Genomic DNA, 20,911 nt, shown 5'->3' on the forward strand with positions numbered 1-20,911 from the left:
GGGTTCAGTGCATCACGTCAGAAATCAGCATCGCTGCGTTCCATAGACAGAAAGGCCTCTTCGTCTTTGACTGCGCTTTTGTAGAAATATATCCAGGCTTCTTTATCAATACCTTCTGCCATGCGGCAGAGGTCGTTAAAGAATGCCTCCCATGATCCCGGTATAAGTTTTCGAACATACAGTTCAGCCAGTTCCCGGGCAACAGAAGCCATATCCCAGACATAATACGGAAAGCCGTCTTCATCTGTCCCGGTATTTAGGTCAAGGCGGCGAAGCGCTGCGATACTCAGCAGCTCGCCTTCCGCTTTAGCCAGTGCAACTTTGTGAGCATTACGCTCGCTGGCACGGATGTGAAAATCTTCGGTGAGAATTAACTCGTTCATAAAGGATTCCTTAAAGAGTTGTGGAATCCTGTCCCTGACCGGGACAGAAGTCCCGTTAGGGTGAGAAAATCTTCGACTAATAAGGCCGTCAGGCGATGTCTGAGAAATGGGCGCTCTGATAAAACATTTCGCGCAATTGCTCTGTAGCTTCGTCCAGCTCTTTTTCCTCGCGAGACCTGGTAACGCCCTGAAGAAAAGCTGTACTCCAGTGAAAACTGTGAACATCTGTCCCCAGAAGCGTAAGCTCGCTCACTGCTTCTTCGACAAAGGTATGTTTTATGAAGCCATGCTCAGTTGCAAAACCAACTGTATGCGCGACATGTCTGAGAAAAGTCAGGTAATCAGGAAGGCCGTCAGCAGGAACCTGAGGATCTGCGTCGACCATGAGTTTGTTATCCAGACGAACGTTAAGCTGAGTTTTTACGTAATCCACAATGATTTTTGCAGAAGCGGGTGAGTCACAACTCAGTAACGCGAGCGGATTGATCATTCTGGTGTAATGCATGGGTACGATTCCTTATGAAAAAAGGGAACCGTCCCAAAGGGAAAGTATCCCTCAGGGTGAGAATCAGGCCAAAAATGCCGGATGAGTAAATCAGGTGTTTGGTAGTGTGAAGTGATGTAGAAAAGGACCTTAACCTGTAATCAGGTTCCTGTTTGCAAAGGTTAAACAGGTTTGAACCGCCCGAAAGCGCCATCTCTCAGGTTATGATGGCATTGGCATGTGATTACCCGAAGGCGCCTGTCTCAAATCACTCAGGCATTGGCAGTTGTCAGAGACAACGTTAGCAAATTAAGCGTACACAATTCCCGCACCTCAGGCAATAGTGTCAACGCAAAGATCTTCCCACATTGTGGTTTGAACCAGGACGATGAAGCCCTTAACGGAAAGTCACTACTGCTGAGAATATCCTGAGAAAATGTGTCATGTTTAAATTGACCAGAAAAAAGGATCATATTTTTACATTTCATGAGCGTTTTCTTTTTCTCTCAGTGATTTCCTGAAAGTTTCAGACAGTGCGCCACGGATGAAATACAGACAGGCATCAGTACGGGTAAATTTGTCTCCGTAATGCGCATGAACCTCCTGTGAACAAGCCACCTCGTAATGCCCCCTATCGATAATACGTGAAATCCTTTCCTTCCATCCCAAAAACACACGACCAATAACCAAATCCTCACCAGAAACAAAAATGCTTTTACTCATTACCCTCTACCTTATTATAAACACGAGCCACGTATTGTCCCCTGCCATCGCCATGTCCCAAATCCATTGATGCCAGAGCCTGTGCCTCTTCTTTAGTGAAACCTCTTTTCATATGATAATTCATGACATCAACAGAGTAGGCATAGCGTAAACTATGAGGCGCATATTTTCCTGTTAATCCGGACTCACGGACAACATTGCGATAACGTTCAATAGCCGTATGTAATGATGGCTTATCAATCAACTTTCCATTATTTTCATTCAAGTGTTTAAGGGACGCATTGATTGCAGCCAGAGTTGATTCACGATCTAATACCGTTGTATCTCTTGGTCGTCCTCCTTTTGTCCCAAATACAACACGTATTTTTTCGTCACCATTGAGTAAAGCTTTTTTCCAGGTACGCAACGATTTAGCAGACTGTACTGTTTCTTCTGTTCTTAACCCGAGTAATCTGGATAATCTCATTGCACATGCAACGCCATCATCCTTTTGCTCTACACTCGTCAATACCTGCCGAAAATAAGCATCGGGAATAGCAACCTTAGTTCCATCCCGGCTCGTTTCCGAAATACCCAGAGCCTGATTGCTCAGTTTATCATGAGAAGGATTTGCCATGAATGTTTTCCCCGCAACACGTAACAAAGCCCGGATAGCTGCCATTTCGTTCTGAAGTGTGCGTCTGGAAATATCTTCAGAAAGGCGGCTCTTCATATACAACTCGATATGCCCCGTCTTGATATTTTTAATATCTCTGATTTGAACATTAAGTTTTAATAAACGTTCGGCAAACCTGTCCGCAATTTTCATTCGGTCAGAAACGGTTTTAAAACTTCCCCCTGCCTGCCTGGCAAGCGTTTTAAGATTTTTATTCAGTTTTGCCATAAACAACCCTCCATTTAAACAGGTGTCAGTGCTTTTCCGTCTGCGTGAACGGAAAAGCACTGACACCGGCTGCGCCACAGCTACAGACGATGAATTTCACCCCGACGGCACGGTTTATGGTTGTGCTTCCTGCGTCTCGACAGATATCTGTGCATCGGGGCGGCGAAATGTTGAGTTATTGCGAAGCTCCCCAGGTCTCTGACCTGTTCGCGGTTTGCACCGGGCTGAAATTAATCAGTCTGCTTCCACACACCAGTATGTTGACTGGTGTCGCCATCGATATCGTGTCGATTTTCTCCTTTCAGAATGAAGTCCTTACCCGTTTTTACGAGAAAGACGTTTGGTTGATAAATGAACAAGAAGTGAATGAAGTACGTTTTTAAGGCCCTTAAAACCTTTAAGTACGTGTTGGTCAGTTGGTAAAAAAGTTGTCGAAATGGCAGTGCGTCAGCTCTGCCTGTTATGCGCTGCGCGCGTCACTTGGTACTCGTTTCACTCGTGCACAAGTGACGCCGCGCTCCTCTGCTCTCAATGCAGTCGTGGAAGATGCCCAAATGTTCCAAATGGTCATACCCACGCCGCAAAGTTCGCAACGGCCAGCAGCGTCATAAAGAGTGAAAACGATAAGAAAATTGCGGCCAGACAACGGCTGCAAGACGTATCTGAAAAACAGATACAGAAGTGAAAGGGACCTTCATCGCCAGATTCAAACTGTATGCGATCTTCGTTTTCAAAGGGTAAACGAAGTTACCGCCCGAAGGCGCCACCTCTCAGGTCACGGTGGCATTGGCATGGCGATCACCCGAAGGCGCCTCTCTCAGATCGCCGAGGCATTGGCATGTTGCATACAACGCAACGGTACAACGAGCAAGATATTAGATCGGAGCGTGATCCTTTATCAAGTTTTTATCTGTGACATGGAAGACGAGTCTGCAGGAAACCCTCCAAAATTTGAAGGGTACCTTTAATGATTTACATGTAATCAATAGTCACCTTTATGATGGATTCTCGACGATGAACTTATCATAAATATCGTCCAGACCAGTGGCCAGACTATGGTAAAACTCCGTATGATATTCCCCATTACATGAGTACTTTATAATCCATCCATATGAAAAGTCTTTCGTTGTATATTCAATATCTAAAATTGTCACAGAACTACCGAAACACAATAAACGTATAAGTCTGTTAAATCTGTTTAAATACTCAACTGAATTTATCTCTACATCGTAATTACTTTCTATATGACCTATTCGATCAGCAATAAACCAAGTTTCTGATAACATGCCTTTAATTGTTGATGGAAATAACCTACATGCCATCAAACCATCAATAATATCCTCATTGAATGATACGCCCTGGCAGTTTATTTTCGTTCTGACAGAACCCAGAAAATAAAAAATGAATCTTAAATAACCACGACATTTATCATAATTCCATCTCTGAAACTCGCAAACTTCGTATTTTGTAAAAGATACACCATTAACCGTAGATGTATAGCTTAATATAAATCCGACATACAACCTGGAATGTTTTTCTTCAAGTTTCTCAGCGTTCTCAAAAGATACATTATTTGCCTTAACTACAGAAACCTTAAGATCAGAATGTCGGAATGATTTATCCAATATCAATATACTGATTGGCTCAGGCGCTTCAGCACTTGTTCCAGACACTGCCCCTAACCATTAAGGATTGAATCGCCACAGAATACCAAGTAATGCGCCAACCTGGTAAGCACTGAGAGCCAGATTAATATTTTAATCTGGCTCTGTTTCTGAGAATATCTATGTAGTTACATTTTGGTTCAAGAATCAATCGAAAGTAAATAATCAAGTCCTGACAAGCACTCCTCCAGACATTCAGCTACGACTTTAATATAGGGTTCAGTTTGGCTGCCTAATAAATGGGTATACCCCTGTAGAGCAGGTAAGTGTGCACATATAAATCCCTTTAAAATACTCCAGGTCTCGGGGGTGTTTAAATTTTTATTTGTCAGCACACAACTTATAAAAAGCAATTCCACACCAAAATGGTCACCAGGAACATGTTTATGTACCATCGGCAATTTGATGTTAAGCATAGAGGGAGCAAAATTGAATTTTTGATAGAAATCCTCTTCTTCTGCTCCCCCATCAAAGCTTGCTGCAGGAAATTGCCAGATGTCTCCATGACGTAAGCCATTACTAAAGACATGATTATAGGGTGGACAAAACAAACCAGATTGTGGGAAGCAGAAATAGTCATAAAACGCCTGCTGACATTCTTTAATCGCAAGGTTTTGCCCTGTACATTGCTTTATCCAGTCAATAAGCTCTTGTTCAGGGCTTTTGAGTAGTAAGGATCCAGCAATATCACAGGTTCTTCTCAACTCTTCCACTTCACACATACTTGCCCCCTACGCTTTGATAATTTTAGCTCGTGTATTAAAGAAACTGCTACTGCCACCAATTGGATCCATAAGCGGCATCCCCCATACATCTGGATCCAGTCGCATTATTGGATTTAAATTTATCCCCGCAGCCCGGATTTTACTGCCTTTAATTCGCTTCCCACCAATATCAATATCGGTTGCTCCGTAACCCCAATGGCCATAGCCAACGATAAAGCTGATCACTCCGGGTGCAACCCCATCTCTGAGTTTTACTTCACAACGCCTACGCCCTTCAACAGTTTCGACCCATACACTATCACCGGTTTTCAAACCGAGAGCTTTCCCATCCTCGGTATTAATTTCAGCCCAGTTTGTCGGCTGTATCTCTCGGATAAAACTGTTGGAAGACAGTCGGGACTGGGTCTGAAGTGCACTTTTTCGGGTCAATATTGTAAAATCCATACCTTTGCCCTGATCGAGCTCATCCACTTTTTTCCCCATCATAGTGAGAGATGGTTGCCAAAGTGCAGTTCCTGAAAAACGTTCACCGGTAAAACTATTTAGACCCTGAGCAATTTTTTCATTGTACATTCTGATACGATTATTGAATTGATTTTTCAATTGCGTACCATTCCGTCTGGTAGTAACTGGCTCAAAACGACCACCGCGTGACATTAAAAAAAGTACTTTTCTCCATTCATCAGACTTAAGACTACTGAAATACTTCTTCTGGTAATCTTCAAGACCGGCAATTTTTATATCATCATCAGTAGCATCCGATACTGGTGTTCCACTATAAGCAACGTTTGCAGTACCTTTCAGATAGTAATCCTCCATTTTTTCGAGAGGCCATAGAGTTCCATTACTGTCAGGGATAGCATTTTTCCCAAACCCAGCCATGTTTAATTTCGAAGCTATATCAATAAAGAAAGTCTCAAGACAAAAATGTTGTCCCGCCTGGTTTTTTCCAGTCAGCGGCTCGATAACGGGATAACGTACAGCAGTCCCCTTGACCATAGTTGCTTCAAGCATCGGATGCTGGACATAACGTTCCAGATATGTAATGTCAGGGATAATATAATCTGCATACATGCTGGTATCACTAACGACAATATCACTGGCAATAATTAATGGTATTTTTGTTGGATCACAAACCCCTCGAATAATATCTTCTTTACCCATGCCTGGAGCGCTGTATAAAGGCGTACACATATGCCACAACAGAATGTCGGCTGTATACGGATAACCTTCCAGTGCTGAAGGCAAGATATCACTGAAAATATCTTTAGTGAAAGGGAACCACGGCCTTTTAGCTGGGTAGGGGGCTTCGCCACGAGCAACCTTTGTCTTAAATTCAGTAGAATCTTCATAGCGAAAGCCATCTTCACGGGTAATTTTAATACCAAATTGAGCTGGCACCAGAGAAGGAATAGCAGTCAGGTCATATACCCCTTTGTCATAAGGGAATCCACCTCCCCCGAGGGAACCACCACCACTCCAGTTCAAATTACCGATTAAGACGTTCAACTGATTTATTGCAAAACCTGTATAATAACCGTTCGGGTGCTGTGCAATTCCACGATAAAACTCTGTGGATGCTTTTCGTCCATGCTTAGTGAACTCGTCAGCTAAATTGACAATATCGTCAATGCGAACACCACTGATATCGGCATAATACTCTAGAGAATAATCATTCGCTGATGTCTTTAATAAATGAAATGCTGTAGCAACCCCTATACCATTAACACTCCCGCTATAATCCAGTATTGCTTTAACACATTTTTCCGCTAATTCTGGAATACCAGTGAGATTAATTACGACACTGTCGTTACTGTCCCCCAAGGCAGCTTCACTAGAAGTAATAAATTTCCCAAAATTAGGATGTGTTTCATCGGTAATAATCAGATAACTGGCATCCGTGAAACAAGTTTCACCAGCATTTTTGGCAGAAGACTGATTAGGGTAACTTAAAAAATCCGTATTATGGCGATTATGATCTATAATCCAGCTTATCATCCCCATTGCGATAGCACCATCAGTACCTGGTCGCGGAGCAAGCCAGAACATATTTGGGTCATCCGTTATAGTTCGGGGTAATACTGGATCAATAACAGCAATTTTACAGCCCTTTGAACGCGCCTCTGCTGAGTATTTCCCTAATGTCTGCATAGGGAAATTAGCTTCTCCAGGCGCGGTTCCCCAATATAAAACAAACTCTGACTCACAAAGATCTGCTTTAAAATTATTATGCTCAGTATATACAGCACTCGTAGCAATGTGATGGCTTAATTCGCATATATTAGTGTGTTCGTAATTATTAACTGTGCCAAAGGATTTCGCGAAACGAGTCTGAAAATCTTTTCGCGTTTTAACAATACGTCCGCTTTGTATAACAAGCTTATTAGATACTCGCCCTAAGTCATGATTGTTATCATCAATCCATTCATCACGTTTTTCATATAATGCCCGGAATCCTTTTATCTCAAGGTTTTGACTAGCCTCATCACCTGTATCAGCGAAAATCTTTCCACCATTGACCACTTCATCGATCAGTTTTTCCCACTCAATAGGCACCCATTTATTACTTCCTCTCGGGCCAGAGCGCTTCAGGGGAACTGTCAGTCGATATGGGTCGTAAGCAGTTTGTAGACCCGCGTTCCCTCGGGCACATAGTGTACCCGGAGTATTGGCAGTGTCCACCACCGGGATATTCATATCCTTATAATCAATCAATGTGTTCGGATGATATGGATTACCCTGTAAGCGTTCCAGTTTTCCGGTTTTACGGTTCACTTTGGCTCTCAGTCCACACTCTCCATGACACTGAAGACATACAGAATGACGTACCATATAATTGGGATTTATAACATGCTGGCCAGTTTCTTTATCAAGCAGCCATTCAGGTTCAGTTGACTGACCATAAAAGGTTGATTTTGCTTGCTCTCCTGCATCTAAGAATGTACCTGCACGGTAAAATACTTTTCCATAAATACTGGCACCAACACCTACACCTAGCGCGGCACAACCTGTAAGAAAATGACGTCTGTTCATTTAATTTCTCCTCCTGTATGTGCCGGATATTTGTGTTGGAAATTCTCATAAAACAATATGACTAAAGCAAGAATACCTGCCATGAAAAATATACTACCAAAAGAATATAAATATTCTTTTGGTTCAGGGTGATAAGTAAAGACTCCGGCGCTGCTACGACTCGTTCCCTGCCCCCCAACCAACAAAAGAAAACGAACACCCCAGGCAGAGATAGCAGATAGAATAATGATAATTATGTAGTGGATTTTATTTTTAGATCTAATTACAGCAATCATAACGCAAGCTAAAACCAACGCTCCCACAGTAATTATCTGCGTTGCTAAATAGTTAGAATCAAGTAAACCAAAGGAGGTGCTGATAGTTTCTCCCGCAAAGACATGCCCCCACCATGTGAATAGCAATAAAATAAACATAGTAATAAGCATCACACCAAGCCCGCAATAAGATGAAATTACTGCCGGTTGTTCATTAGTATGTTTAGAAACTAAACTGTAGGCTATGAATCCAGTATAAAGTCCACTAAGTAACATTAAGACTGCAGACAGTGGGGTATTCCAGAGTGCAATACCATGCTCATTAGTCATGAATATTCCAGAGTACATCCCTAAAAATATTCCAGTTCCTATAAGAAGGATTTTCGTTAATTTATCAACGAAAACAGACAGCTTTAATGGCGTGAGTTGCAGGATTAGTAACAGGCAAAACAGGGGTAAAATCAGTACACCATATTTTATTATTGAACCGTACCAGTGTTCCCAACCATATATAAATCCATAAATTAACCGGCCGGGTTGCTGTACCTCTGCTAATACATTTAATATGCCTCCAAATGCTAATGCAAAAGCCAATGCCACAGGTAAAAGGTTAGTCTTTGACTGACTCCCCCAGTTAAGGAAGGACCAGATAACAGCGAGACCTCCTGATGCACCTAACAATAGCGAGTAATTAATAAAAAGCAAGCCAAATGGAGATTGATGTGCAATATTTAAAATGGTCGTCATCATGATTTACTCCTGATTTACCCAGGGGAGTTCCTGATCGAAAACATCAGAAAACTCTTTCGTCCAAGTCTTACTTTTTATTTCTTCTCCTACAGTCATTTCATTGTTTAACCCAATATAAAATACCTGAGGCTTGTTACCCGTTGCTGGATTCAAAACATTTGTTATATGCTCTGAATATAATTTATGCACTTCACTTTCTTTGTCATTCAGATCACCAAAAACCCTTGCTGCACCGACACAAGTTTCGACACAGGCTGGGACGAGCCCCTGTTCTATGCGATGCGCGCAAAAGGTACATTTATCAGCTGTTTTGGTTTCAGTATTAATAAAACGAGCATCATAAGGGCAGGCAGTAACACAGGCACCACAGCCCCAACAAATATCCTGATTGATAAGAACAATGCCATCATTGCGTTTAAACGTAGCACCTGTTGGACAAACAGGGACACAGCTAGGGTTTTCACAATGGTTACATAGACGCGGAAGAAACTGTCTTTTGGTTTTTGGATATTGACCAACTTCAATATCGGCGACCCAGGTTCTGAATTGCCCCGGCGGTGCGTGATTCTCGATTTTGCAACTGACAGTACATGCCTGACAACCCACGCATTTACGCAGATCTATGACCATACACCAGTGCTGTTTTTTTTCAGTAAGTCTGGGGGCTGCCTGAGTAGGAGCTATAACAAGCGCAGCTCCAGTCGCAATGGCTAATGTAGATATAAGTTTCCGTTTTTGGGAATCTTTTGGATAGTCGTCATCATCGGTATTCATAGTTACCCTTCAATTTATTGTTTACATAAATATGAATAAAAAGACATAACAAAAGAAAACAGAGGTAGTATGGGTGTACGAACTTGTCATTGTTTTGACATTTATCAAATACATTCGCTTATGCGTATATGTTGTTGATTTTCATCTCCGCTGGAGATATCGTTACCCAAACGAACAGGAGGAATGATGTCGCTTACTTCCCTACAACTCTTTAAGAATCTGTCTGATGAAACACGTCTGGGTATTGTTCTCATACTCAGAACCATGGGGGAGTTGTGCGTCTGTGATCTTTGCACTGCACTTGATCAATCACAGCCTAAGATCTCCCGGCATCTGGCAATGTTGCGGGAAAGCGGGATTTTGCTTGATAGTAAGCACGGAAAATGGGTTCATTACCGCTTATCCCCACACATTCCTTCATGGGCTGCGCAGATTATTGAGCAGGCCAGGTTAAGCCAACAGGACGATCTTCAGGCCATCGCCCGTAAACTGGCTTCAGTCAACTGCACTAACAGCAGTAAGGCTATTTGTATTTAAAAATTTGCCTGAATATATATGATTTTCCACATGTGAGGTGTTAAGGATGAAAACGCTAACGGTATTCGACCCAGCGATGTGTTGTAGCACCGGTGTCTGCGGTACTGATGTCGATCAGGCTCTGGTTGATTTTTCTGCGGATGTACAATGGCTTAAACAACGAGGTGTTCAGGTAGATCGTTACAATCTGGCACAGCAACCGATGAGCTTTGTCCAGAACGAGAAAGTTAAAGCATTCATTGAGGCTTCCGGTGCGGAAGGACTGCCACTACTGTTACTGGATGGCGAAACAGTGATGGCCGGACGTTATCCGAAACGGGCTGAACTTGCACGGTGGTTTGGGATTCCGCTGGAGAAAGTAGGATTAGCGCCTTCAGGCTGCTGCGGTGGTAATACTTCTTGTTGTTAAGTATGCCAGGAGGACAAATGAAATTTTTAGAAAATATACCCCCTTATCTGTTTTTTACTGGTAAAGGTGGTGTAGGTAAAACCTCTATTTCCTGCGCCACAGCGATCCGTCTTGCAGAACAGGGTAAACGAGTATTGCTGGTCAGTACCGACCCGGCCTCAAACGTTGGCCAGGTGTTTGGCCAGACGATAGGCAACACCATTCAACCAATAGCCTCTGTTCCGGGATTATCGGCTCTTGAGATTGATCCTCAGGCAGCTGCACAGCAGTACCGGGCCAGAATCGTTGACCCAATTAAAGGCGTCCTGCCTGATGACGTCGTTAGCAGCATCAACGAACAACTGTCGGGTGCATGCACAACCGAGATTGCTGCATTTGATGAGTTTACTGGATTGCTGACTGACGCCTCTCTGCTGACCCGCTTTGATCATATCATTTTTGATACAGCACCTACTGGCCATACTATCCGCCTTCTCCAGTTGCCTGGTGCATGGAGCAGTTTTATAGAGAGTAATCCAGATGGCGCATCTTGTCTGGGCCCAATGGCGGGACTGGAAAAACAGCGTGAACAATATGCTCATGCCGTTGAAGCGTTGTCTGACCCAACACGCACCCGACTGGTTTTAGTCGCGCGGTTGCAGAAATCAACGCTACTGGAAGTCGCCAGAACTCATCTGGAACTTGCCGCCATCGGTCTTAAAAATCAGTATCTGGTCATTAATGGCGTTCTTCCAAAAACTGAAGCCGCTACCGATACACTGGCTGCAGCAATATGGGAACGTGAACAGGAAGCGCTAGCTCATCTTCCCTCTGATCTTTCTGGCCTTCCAACTGACACGCTATTCCTTCAACCGGTTAATATGGTCGGTGTATCTGCACTCAGCGGGCTTCTCTCCACTCAGCCAGAAGCAGTATTATCTTCTGCAGACTACATTCAGCAACGTCCTGATATTCCATCGCTCTCTGCGCTAGTTGATGACATTGCCCGTAATGAACATGGTTTGATCATGCTGATGGGCAAAGGTGGCGTGGGGAAAACCACGATGGCTGCTGCCATTGCCGTCAGACTGGCCGAAATGGGATTTGATGTCCATCTGACAACGTCTGATCCTGCGGCGCATCTCAGCACAACCCTCAATGGCAGCCTTAAGAATCTGCAGGTCAGCAGGATCGATCCTCACGAGGAAACGGAACGCTACCGTCAGCATGTTCTTGACACTAAGGGAGGCGAACTGGACGAAGCAGGAAAACGCCTGCTGGAAGAAGATTTACGCTCTCCTTGCACCGAAGAGATTGCGGTCTTCCAGGCCTTTTCACGGGTGATTCGTGAAGCGGGTAAGCGCTTCGTGGTCATGGATACGGCACCCACCGGGCATACGCTACTACTGCTGGATGCCACCGGGGCGTATCACCGCGAAATTGCTAAGAAAATGGGCGATAAAGGCCATTTCACCACGCCAATGATGCAGCTTCAGGACCCGGAGCGAACCAAAGTGTTACTGGTCACGCTGCCGGAAACCACGCCTGTGCTTGAGGCGGCAAATTTGCAGGCCGACCTTGAACGCGCAGGGATTCATCCCTGGGGCTGGATTATCAATAACAGCCTTTCCATTGCCGATACCCGTTCACCGCTGCTTCGTCTGCGGGCACAACAGGAACTTCCGCAGATCGAGAGCGTTAAATTCCAGCATGCCAGTCGCGTAGCTCTTGTTCCTGTACTGGCGTCAGAACCGACCGGCATCGACAAACTCAAACAACTCGCTGGTTAATTATTGTCATTATTCGGGGCAGCTTTGCTGCCCTTTCGGGAGGTTATATGTTACTGGCAGGAGCCATTTTTATCCTGACCATCGTGTTGGTTATCTGGCAGCCAAAGGGATTAGGCATTGGCTGGAGCGCCACGCTGGGTGCCGTACTGGCTCTGGCATCGGGTGTGATTCATATCGCCGATATTCCGGTGGTGTGGAATATCGTCTGGAACGCCACGGCCACCTTTATTGCCGTCATTATCATCAGTCTGTTGCTGGATGAGTCCGGCTTTTTTGAATGGGCTGCCCTGCACGTTTCCCGCTGGGGCAATGGGCGTGGACGTCTGCTATTTACCTATATTGTTCTGCTCGGCGCGGCGGTGGCGGCATTGTTTGCCAACGATGGCGCGGCGTTAATTCTGACGCCGATCGTTATCGCCATGTTACTAGCGCTGGGGTTCAGTAAAAGCACCACGCTGGCGTTTGTAATGGCCGCAGGGTTTATTGCCGATACCGCCAGCTTGCCACTTATCGTATCGAACCTGGTCAATATCGTTTCGGCTGATTTCTTCCGTCTGGGATTCACAGAATATGCGTCGGTGATGGTGCCAGTGGATATCGCCGCCATTGTCGCCACGCTGGTGATGCTGCATCTTTTTTTCCGCAAAGATATCCCGCCCACTTATGAGCTGGCGCGACTGAAAGAACCCGCAAAAGCCATCAAAGATCCAGCAACATTCAAAACGGGCTGGATTGTTTTAGTCCTTTTGTTAGTCGGTTTTTTTGTACTCGAGCCACTCGGAATTCCTGTGAGTGCAATCGCGGCAGTGGGAGCCGCAATCCTGTTTGCGGTGGCCAAAAAAGGTCATGGGATTAACACCGGTAAAGTGCTGCGCGGTGCGCCCTGGCAGATCGTGATCTTCTCACTGGGGATGTATCTGGTGGTCTACGGATTACGCAACGCAGGGCTGACAGAATACTTGTCTAACGTGCTGAACGTACTTGCTGATAAAGGTCTTTGGGCTGCTACCTTAGGTACTGGCTTCCTGACTGCATTCCTGTCTTCCATCATGAATAACATGCCTACCGTGCTGGTTGGCGCTCTCTCTATTGATGGCAGCACCGCAACAGGCGTTATCAAAGAGGCGATGATTTATGCCAACGTGATTGGCTGCGATCTGGGACCGAAAATAACACCTATCGGCAGCCTGGCAACGCTACTCTGGCTGCATGTGCTTTCACAGAAGAATATGACCATCACCTGGGGATACTATTTCCGCACCGGGATCGTCATGACTCTGCCTGTGCTGTTTGTAACGCTGGCCGCGCTGGCGCTACGTCTCTCTTTCACTTTGTAATGAGATACTGATATGAGCAACATCACCATTTATCACAACCCGGCCTGCGGCACATCGCGTAATACGCTGGAGATGATCCGAAACAGCGGTACTGAGCCGACCGTAATTCTCTATCTTGAGAATCCACCTTCACGCGATGAGCTGGTCAAACTCATTGCAGATATGGGTATTTCAGTACGAGCCCTGCTTCGTAAAAACGTTGAGCCTTATGAAGAATTGGGACTCGCCGAAGATAAATTTACTGATGATCAGTTAATCGACTTTATGTTGCAGCATCCGATCCTGATTAACCGACCCATTGTTGTATCACCACTGGGAACCCGACTGTGCCGCCCATCGGAAGTGGTACTGGATATTTTGCCTGATGCACAGAGAGGTGAATTTACTAAAGAAGACGGTGAAAAGGTGATCGACGCACATGGGCAGCGTGTAATCAAGTAGTTCCATTTCACCAGGCAGCTCTATTTATTGCTGCCTGGTGACAGAGCTTATGCGATTTTTACTCAGAGGCTGAAATGATGGATAAAACGTACCATGTCCTTTTCCTGTGCACAGGCAACTCTGCCAGAAGTATTTTTGCTGAGGCTTTAATGAATCAGCTCGGTGGTGGGATTTTCAAGGCGTTTAGCGCCGGCAGCCATCCCGCTTCATCACCGCACCCTTTGACGCTAAAAGTATTGAAAAGTCAGGGGTTTGACATCTCCAGCCTTTCAAGTAAAAGTCTCCTGCAGTATCAGCAAGTCGACTCACCAAAAATGGATTTCATTTTCACCTTGTGTGACAAAATGGCTGGAGAAGGATGCCCGGTATTTCCAGGCCAACCGCTGACGGCCCATTGGGGATTCAAAGATCCCGCACTCGCAGAGGGCGATTCGGAAGCAATGTACCAGGCATTTGTGGACGTCGAGAAGCAAATAGCCAGTCGCATCAGACTGTTTCTGAGTTTGCCGTTTGAGAAGCTAGATCGCCTTTCTTTACAACAGCAACTGGAACAACTGGATAAAGGCGTGTAGTGCAGTTGTGAGACTCGTACGCGCTTGCCTACTCATTAACGTTCGATGTTATATCAACAGGCACTCTTTGTAGTGCCTGTTTATCTTTTCCAATCAAATAGATCCATATGGCTATGATTGCTGCCACACACGCAAATACCAGTGAAATGATCAGCATGCCAGTATCCCCAAATCGTTCGCGAAAGCTGGCATAGAGTGAAGGGGCCAGTGCCGACAGAAAAAAACTCGGCATGAGCAATGTTCCCATGCGACTGGCGTACAGGCGCGGGTCAAACAGAGTTAATGGTAATGTTGCTCTCACCAGAGTAGATAGACCGTTGACGGCACCATATCCAAGAACGAACAAGCCGGTCCCCACGATGGATGTCTGTCCCAGCAGGCTGATCATGAAACAACAAGGAAGCAAAATCCCCACTATCAGGTTCAGCCCCAGAGCAGATCCTCGACTCCCCATCGCTATATCGCCAAGACGTGCACTGACCTGTCCCACCCCCCATAAGGAACCAACAAGTACCGGGACACCAGCACTGGCCAGAATCAGAGGTAAATGGGTTGAAATTCCTGTGGACAGGAAACTGAGCAATGCCATCAATGCTGCATACAACCCGCATTTCAGATAGTCCCGCTCAAGATGCTGGATGCCCTGTTCCGTCGATTCGCGGGGGGCTACACCTCGTTCTCTTTTGTTATCTGGCAAAGAAATACAAAGCAAAATGCTTATCAGGGCGAACAGGCTGTAACAGCCAACACCCCATCGCCAGCCCAGCAGGCTCAGTAAGCCCTCGCCAATTGGCCAAAAGGCAACAGAAGCCAGACCTCCGAGCAGGGTCACCTGTGTAATAGATTTTCTGGCTGTCGGCCCTGCAAGATTTACGAGAACAGCGAAAGCTGCATCATAAAGTGAAAGGCGCATACCTATGCCCATCACCAGCCAGGCCATTAAGTAAATGTATAGGGAGTGACTCGTTGCCAGGAGCAGGCATCCAAGGCCGTTCAGGAGAGCACCAAGCTGCAGGACTTTTCTTCCCCCCATCGATGCTAATAATCGCCCGGATATCGGTGAAATGAGCCCCATGATGCCCATAGCCAGCGTCAACCCTGAGAAGATAAGAGGTTGCCCCCACGACGTGTCATTAGCAATGGCGCTACCAAAAGCACCCAACAGGTAGTAGGTAATCCCCCAGTTAATTAACTGGGCCAAACCAACGCACCAGGTAATCTTGCTGCTAAGTAGAAGTGGAGGTGTGTTCACCGTTTTTGCATCTCCTCAGGTTCCGGTATCCCGGTTGCAAACGTCACAATTTAGTTCGGGGAGACGGGATTTATTCCCCTCCAGCAACCTATGTGCTCGAATACAAACTTACCTTTCAACTGTTAAGCATTGGTTTCAGAAAGAGAAAAACGGATGATATTTCCGGTAGGTAGAAGAAAACTCTCTCAATATCGGCGTCAGAAATAGTTAAAGACGGAAATAAATATGAAGGAGGGCGAATGCCCCCTTTTTCCTGTTTCAGAGCATAAGGCCTGAATCTTATGGCAGCGAGCTGTTCCCTTCCCCCAGATTTCGTTGCAGCAAAACCGTGTCCAGCCAGCGACCATGCTTGAAACCAATGTCTTTCAGCGTGCCTTTTTCTGTAAATCCGACCTGCTGATGGACTTTCAGCGAACCCTCATTATTGCTGTCGCCGATAATGGCTATCATCTGCCGGTAGCCGTGTGTTTCTGCCCAGGCAATGACGTGGCGCAGCAACGCTTTTCCTGTCCCCTGACGCTGCGCATCCGGGTGAATATAAATTGAATCTTCGAGGGTGTGGCGATAGGCGTAGCGTTCACGGTAACGAGTGAGATAACAATACCCGATGACCTTTTCTTCCTCTAACGCGACAACCCACGGCAGCGCCTGATTGCGGATCTTTTTCAGGCGGGCAAGCATCTCATGGGTATCCGGTGGTTCAGTTTCAAAGCTGGCGGTACCATGAATAACATGATGGGCGTAGATATCGCATATGGCGGGGATGTGCTTTTCTTCTGCGTTAACGATTTTCATTGCTCTGTTCCCGTTGGCATCTTTTTTAAGGTTACTTGAAAAGCTAAAGGAAAGGTAAATACAAAAGCTTATGACCCAACAAGCAGGCTAATCTTCCATACCATCTTTTGTTTTCATTCATGCAGGGAGACAAATATGTGCTTCCTGTACCCATATTTTTTATATGACCAGGCTGAGGCCCATCTCAATGAGCAATCTCAGCAACAGTTAATCGAACTCGAAAAGATTCTTTTTGGAAAATGACAGAGGACTTTGTTATCCATCGGGGAAATAGAACGACAGCAAAGCATGAAGGGGGCAAACGCCCCCTTCATTGTTACTTCGCCATTTCTTCCAGCAGGTCAATACCAACCGGCTCTTCGCTCTGTAGCGCTGTTAATGCAATACGCTCTGCATACTGCTCTTCCACATCAGAGATGAGAGGCAGCTCGCGGTTAGCCCTGGTCTTCAGGAAAGGTGAAGACGGTTCAGCAGCTGCCAGGCTGTTATTAACAACCCATGCCCACGGCTCGATCCCGGCCCGGCGCAGATCGGACTGCAGGTTTGCAGCTTCCAGTACAGGTGTCGTTTCGGCAAGCGTCACGATAATCACCTTCGTCTTCTCCGGATCCTGCAATTGCATCATTGGAGTGATGACGTGGTCATGTGTTTGCCCCATCTGACGCACCATTTCCCGGTGATAGGCTCCAGTCGCATCCAGTAGCAGGAGCGTATGGCCCGTTGGCGCGGTGTCCATAATGACAAAATGGTCGTCTGCCTCTTTGATGATTCGGGAGAATGCCTGGAAGACGGCGATCTCTTCAGTGCATGGCGAGCGGAGGTCTTCCTCCAGCACCGCCAGCCCTTCTGCATCTAATCCTTTGCCCTGATTTTCCAGGACAAAGCGGCGATAACGTTCTGTCTCTACCTTCGGGTCGATACGGCTGACCTGAAGATTGGGCAGCGAGCCATCCAACGTGTAAGACAGATGTGCTGCCGGATCGGATGTGGTCAGGTGGACTTTGTGGCCACGTTTCGCCAGCGATACCGCGACTGATGCCGCAACGGTCGTTTTGCCCACGCCGCCTTTCCCCATCGTCATGACCAGCCCTTTGCCAGTCTGGCTCAGTTCATCAACTAGTGAAGCAAGTTTCGGCAAATCCAGAGTATTCAGCGTAGTAGCAGGGAGAGCCGGTGCGGCTTTGCTCTCTGTAAATAACTCCCGCAATGCTTCCAGACCGACCAGGTTAAATGGCTTCAGATACAGCTGTGAGCGGGGAAGATTAGCCAGATTATCAGGCATTGCCTGTAATGCTTTTTCTTCCCGAGCCAGAATACTTTGCGCCAGTGGATCATCCTCACCCGCAAACGGCGGTAGTACACCATTAATGGCAAGGTGCTGATGTTGCAAACCGATAGCAGACAGCTCATCGTGGGTATGGGAAACCTCTTTCAGTGTCGAAGCCTGGGCGCGGGCAACCAGCACTAATCGTGTGAGAGCTGCATCAGACAGCGCTTTAACCGCATCTGAGTACTGGTGCTGTTGTTTCTCAAGCCCCACCAGAGGCCCGAGGTTTGCAGCGGCATCGGGGTTCGCTTCCAGATAACCGCTCCAGGCTCCCGGTAGCTCAAGCATGCGGATAGTGTGACCGGTTGGCGCGGTATCAAATACGATATGGTCATATTTTTCCCGCAACTGATGATTGGTCAGAAGACCGGTAAACTCATCAAACGCAGCAATTTCCGTGGTGCATGAACCTGAAAGCTGCTCTTCAATGCTGCTGACCACATCGGCTGGCATCAGCTCACGAACGGGGTCAAGCACACGGTCACGATAAGCCTGTGCCGCAGCCATAGGGTCAACTTCCATCGCAGCAAGATTTTGTACGGTACTGATATCTGTAATTCGGTGGCCGATAGTCTGGCTAAATACCTGGCCGACATTGGAAGCCGGATCGGTACTCACCAGAAGCGTTCTCTTACCCTGATCGGCCAGCCATACCGCAGTAGCACAAGCGAGGGATGTTTTACCCACTCCACCTTTACCGGTGAAGAAGATGAACGGGGGGATGTCTTTTAAAAATGGCATATTCATCAGCAATAGCTCCTCTGGAATTAAGGCATACGTGGAATGCTGCAGCAACGTGGTTGGGTGCTGTCTTCACTCCAGTCCTGAGTAAGCGGAATACCGGCCCAACGGGCGATATCTTCACGAGTCGGCAGTTTGCCTGCCATCACCAGCTTGCCGTCGAGCAAGGTAACAGGGAGGGACTCCATCCCTGAAGTGTTCAGAAACTCTTTGATCACAGGTGTATTCAGGAACTGCTGCGGGTTTTTCGCAAGGCTGTAGCGCTGAATATCAACACCATTCTTTTTCGCCCATTCGGCGCTGGCGTTCCATTTGACGGCTTCGTCGCTGACCACAACGCTGCTGGTTGCACAGCAACCTGCTGCTTCAAAGATCTCAATTTTTGACATGGACTGTTTACCTCAGTGTTTAGTCATTTGGCTTTACACTGAGGTAAACGAAGATGGTGGGAAAAAGATGCGCGATTAATTCATTTTTTTGTGGCAGCAGACGGGAGAAGTGTCATCTGCCTCAATCTGGCAAAGTTCTGTCATCGCTTCTTTCAGGTGCTTTCTGGCCCGTAGTAAACGGGATTTAAACGCCGTAAGCGTGATTCCCAGTTCATCGGCCAGGGACTGCTGGGGACGCCGGTTAAGATCGGACTCTTCAATCAGCCACCGCTCATCTTCGGGTAACGCCTGTAATGTTTCAGGCAGGCAAATATCCAGCGTTGAGATCGCATCATGGGATACATCAGGCAGTGGGGCCTCTTCTTCCAGCTCAACGAATTCCCTGGTGGTGCGGTACTCATCAATCAGCAGATTCCTCGCCGCCCGATACAGCCAGGCTCGCGGATTCTCCATTTCGCAGAAATTGTCTGAATGAGCACGGGCACGCAGGAATAGCTCTTGCAGAAGATCTGCTGCTTTTTCGCTATCACCTGTCTTCGATGTCAGAAAGCGAGAGAGTTCGGCTTCATGTTGCCGCCAGAACACACTCATGCAGTTGTTGAATGCCGTTACATCACTCATACCAGCCCTCAAATTTTGCTCTGATTTACTCGGCGAGAAAGTTCTTCTGCTGACTCTTTTCGTTCGCTGTAGCGATCAACGAGATAGGCTGAATTACCTCTTGTCAGCAGCGTGAATTTCACCAGCTCTTCCATCACATCCACAATGCGGTCGTAATAAGACGACTGTTTCATCCGTCCATCTTCATCAAACTCCTGCCAGGCTTTTGCCACGGAGGACTGATTTGGGATGGTGATCATCCGCATCCAGCGGCCAAGAATGCGCATCTGGTTTACGGCATTGAAAGACTGAGAGCCACCGCAGACCTGCATGACGGCAAGCGTCTTCCCCTGCGACGGGCGAACTGCCCCTTCCGATAGAGGTATCCAGTCGATTTGAGCCTTCATTATGCCGGTCATTGCACCATGGCGTTCAGGTGAACACCACACCATCCCTTCGGACCAACGAACCAGCTCACGCAATTCCATGACTTTGGGATGCGAATCAGGCGCATCATCAGGAAGAGGCAAGCCAGAAGGATTGAAGATCCGAACTTCTGCGCCCATGGCAGTCAACAACCTTGCCGCTTCTTCAGTTGCCAGTCTGCTGTATGAACGTTCACGTACAGAGCCGTACAGCATGAGGATACGGGGAGGGTGTGGAACAGAAGGAATGCCGAATCTTGCCTCTGTAATTGAGGTATCGAACAGGCTTGCATTAACATTCTTAAGTTCAGTGCTCATTTTTTCCTCCAAGATCGCCATTGGTATCGTACAGTCCATCTGCCCCTGAGCAGCATTCTTCTGTCAGAAAAGCAATCAGCGCGCCAAGGTTTTCATAGCAGGCGTGACAGTACAGTATTCTTCCTTGCCGCTCCTGACGAACCAGAGATACAGATATCAGAGATGAAAGATGGTGACTCAGTGTGGATGCAGGGATTTCGAGTTGCTTCTGTAGATCACCCACGGCCACGCCCTGAGGTCCGGCTTTGATTAGTCTTTTATAAATCCCGAGCCTTGTCACATGGCCAAGCTCTTTCAGCACCGACGCCGCAAAGTTCAGTTCCATA

At 46.6% G+C, this 20,911-nt stretch carries 24 protein-coding genes; 8 read left to right on the forward strand and 16 right to left on the reverse strand.

All coding sequences use genetic code 11. From position 1 onward, the window contains the following. Positions 1-17 precede the first annotated feature (17 nt). The 4 genes from GBC03_26260 to GBC03_26275 form a co-directional block, all read right to left on the reverse strand. Complete coding sequence (locus tag GBC03_26260; protein ID QFS73467.1) at positions 18-383, reverse strand: hypothetical protein; 366 nt, start codon at positions 381-383, stop codon at positions 18-20. Positions 384-471: 88 nt separating this feature from the next. Next, positions 472-888 carry a hypothetical protein gene (locus GBC03_26265; GenBank protein QFS73468.1) on the reverse strand — a complete coding sequence of 139 codons (417 nt, stop codon included), beginning with the start codon at positions 886-888 and terminating at the stop codon, positions 472-474. A gap of 456 nt (positions 889-1,344) precedes the next feature. After that, positions 1,345-1,590 (reverse strand): hypothetical protein, encoded by a 246-nt coding sequence (locus GBC03_26270; GenBank protein QFS73469.1) that lies wholly within the window; start codon positions 1,588-1,590, stop codon positions 1,345-1,347. Beyond that, a complete protein-coding gene (locus tag GBC03_26275) occupies positions 1,583-2,473 on the reverse strand; it encodes a DNA-binding protein (protein QFS73470.1) in 891 nt (296 codons plus the stop codon). The genes GBC03_26270 and GBC03_26275 overlap by 8 nt, the downstream gene beginning before the upstream one ends. A gap of 167 nt (positions 2,474-2,640) precedes the next feature. On the opposite strand from GBC03_26275, the gene GBC03_26280 reads away from it, so the two are divergent. Together GBC03_26280 and GBC03_26285 are read left to right on the forward strand one after the other, a co-directional pair. Continuing rightward, positions 2,641-2,856, forward strand: a complete 216-nt coding sequence (locus GBC03_26280) for a hypothetical protein (protein QFS73471.1) — start codon at positions 2,641-2,643, stop codon at positions 2,854-2,856. Positions 2,857-2,901: 45 nt separating this feature from the next. After that, positions 2,902-3,084, forward strand: coding sequence for a hypothetical protein (locus tag GBC03_26285; GenBank protein ID QFS73472.1), 183 nt, complete (start codon positions 2,902-2,904; stop codon positions 3,082-3,084). 384 nt (positions 3,085-3,468) lie between these two features. On the opposite strand, the gene GBC03_26290 is transcribed toward GBC03_26285, so the two are convergent. The 5 genes from GBC03_26290 to GBC03_26310 form a co-directional block, all read right to left on the reverse strand. Further along, complete coding sequence (locus GBC03_26290) at positions 3,469-4,146, reverse strand: hypothetical protein (GenBank protein ID QFS73473.1); 678 nt, start codon at positions 4,144-4,146, stop codon at positions 3,469-3,471. Between the two features lie 131 nt (positions 4,147-4,277). Next, positions 4,278-4,859, reverse strand: coding sequence for a hypothetical protein (locus GBC03_26295; GenBank protein ID QFS73474.1), 582 nt, complete (start codon positions 4,857-4,859; stop codon positions 4,278-4,280). A 9-nt stretch (positions 4,860-4,868) separates the two neighbouring features. Beyond that, positions 4,869-7,895, reverse strand: coding sequence for a molybdopterin-dependent oxidoreductase (locus tag GBC03_26300; GenBank protein ID QFS73475.1), 3,027 nt, complete (start codon positions 7,893-7,895; stop codon positions 4,869-4,871). Continuing rightward, a complete protein-coding gene (locus GBC03_26305; protein ID QFS73476.1) occupies positions 7,892-8,899 on the reverse strand; it encodes a hypothetical protein in 1,008 nt (335 codons plus the stop codon). The genes GBC03_26300 and GBC03_26305 overlap by 4 nt, the downstream gene beginning before the upstream one ends. A 3-nt stretch (positions 8,900-8,902) precedes the next feature. Beyond that, the gene (locus tag GBC03_26310; GenBank protein QFS73477.1) at positions 8,903-9,673 is read right to left on the reverse strand and encodes a 4Fe-4S dicluster domain-containing protein; all 771 of its coding nucleotides are present in this window, start codon (positions 9,671-9,673) and stop codon (positions 8,903-8,905) included. 183 nt (positions 9,674-9,856) lie between these two features. Between GBC03_26310 and GBC03_26315 the strand changes: the two genes are divergently transcribed. The 6 genes from GBC03_26315 to GBC03_26340 all read left to right on the forward strand — a co-directional run bounded on the left by GBC03_26315 (position 9,857) and on the right by GBC03_26340 (position 14,738). Next, on the forward strand, positions 9,857-10,210 hold the full coding sequence (locus GBC03_26315; protein ID QFS73478.1) for a metalloregulator ArsR/SmtB family transcription factor: 354 nt from the start codon (positions 9,857-9,859) through the stop codon (positions 10,208-10,210). 46 nt (positions 10,211-10,256) lie between these two features. Then, positions 10,257-10,619 carry an arsenite efflux transporter metallochaperone ArsD gene (arsD, locus tag GBC03_26320; protein QFS73479.1) on the forward strand — a complete coding sequence of 121 codons (363 nt, stop codon included), beginning with the start codon at positions 10,257-10,259 and terminating at the stop codon, positions 10,617-10,619. A 17-nt stretch (positions 10,620-10,636) separates the two neighbouring features. Further along, positions 10,637-12,388: an arsenite efflux transporter ATPase subunit ArsA gene (arsA, locus tag GBC03_26325; protein QFS73480.1), complete on the forward strand. Its 1,752-nt coding sequence runs from the start codon at positions 10,637-10,639 to the stop codon at positions 12,386-12,388. Between the two features lie 47 nt (positions 12,389-12,435). Beyond that, positions 12,436-13,725 carry an arsenite efflux transporter membrane subunit ArsB gene (arsB, locus tag GBC03_26330; protein ID QFS73481.1) on the forward strand — a complete coding sequence of 430 codons (1,290 nt, stop codon included), beginning with the start codon at positions 12,436-12,438 and terminating at the stop codon, positions 13,723-13,725. 12 nt (positions 13,726-13,737) lie between these two features. Then, on the forward strand, positions 13,738-14,166 hold the full coding sequence (gene arsC / locus GBC03_26335) for an arsenate reductase (glutaredoxin) (GenBank protein QFS73482.1): 429 nt from the start codon (positions 13,738-13,740) through the stop codon (positions 14,164-14,166). A 74-nt stretch (positions 14,167-14,240) separates the two neighbouring features. Then, a complete protein-coding gene (locus tag GBC03_26340; GenBank protein QFS73483.1) occupies positions 14,241-14,738 on the forward strand; it encodes an arsenate reductase ArsC in 498 nt (165 codons plus the stop codon). Between the two features lie 28 nt (positions 14,739-14,766). On the opposite strand, the gene GBC03_26345 is transcribed toward GBC03_26340, so the two are convergent. The 7 genes from GBC03_26345 to GBC03_26375 form a co-directional block, all read right to left on the reverse strand. Continuing rightward, positions 14,767-15,990: an MFS transporter gene (locus GBC03_26345; protein QFS73484.1), complete on the reverse strand. Its 1,224-nt coding sequence runs from the start codon at positions 15,988-15,990 to the stop codon at positions 14,767-14,769. Between the two features lie 279 nt (positions 15,991-16,269). Continuing rightward, a complete protein-coding gene (locus tag GBC03_26350) occupies positions 16,270-16,785 on the reverse strand; it encodes a GNAT family N-acetyltransferase (protein ID QFS73485.1) in 516 nt (171 codons plus the stop codon). A 316-nt stretch (positions 16,786-17,101) separates the two neighbouring features. Next, the gene (arsA, locus tag GBC03_26355; protein ID QFS73486.1) at positions 17,102-18,859 is read right to left on the reverse strand and encodes an arsenical pump-driving ATPase; all 1,758 of its coding nucleotides are present in this window, start codon (positions 18,857-18,859) and stop codon (positions 17,102-17,104) included. A 20-nt stretch (positions 18,860-18,879) separates the two neighbouring features. Continuing rightward, positions 18,880-19,242, reverse strand: a complete 363-nt coding sequence (locus tag GBC03_26360) for an arsenic metallochaperone ArsD family protein (GenBank protein ID QFS73487.1) — start codon at positions 19,240-19,242, stop codon at positions 18,880-18,882. Between the two features lie 75 nt (positions 19,243-19,317). Next, the gene (locus tag GBC03_26365) at positions 19,318-19,863 is read right to left on the reverse strand and encodes a sigma-70 family RNA polymerase sigma factor (GenBank protein QFS73488.1); all 546 of its coding nucleotides are present in this window, start codon (positions 19,861-19,863) and stop codon (positions 19,318-19,320) included. 8 nt (positions 19,864-19,871) lie between these two features. Then, a complete protein-coding gene (gene arsH / locus GBC03_26370) occupies positions 19,872-20,585 on the reverse strand; it encodes an arsenical resistance protein ArsH (protein ID QFS73489.1) in 714 nt (237 codons plus the stop codon). Next, the gene (locus GBC03_26375; GenBank protein ID QFS73490.1) at positions 20,575-20,910 is read right to left on the reverse strand and encodes a metalloregulator ArsR/SmtB family transcription factor; all 336 of its coding nucleotides are present in this window, start codon (positions 20,908-20,910) and stop codon (positions 20,575-20,577) included. The genes arsH and GBC03_26375 overlap by 11 nt, the downstream gene beginning before the upstream one ends. Position 20,911: the final 1 nt, after the last annotated feature.

The sequence above is a fragment of the Citrobacter telavivensis genome, assembly GCA_009363175.1.
Classification (GTDB): Bacteria; Pseudomonadota; Gammaproteobacteria; order Enterobacterales; family Enterobacteriaceae; genus Citrobacter_A; species Citrobacter_A telavivensis.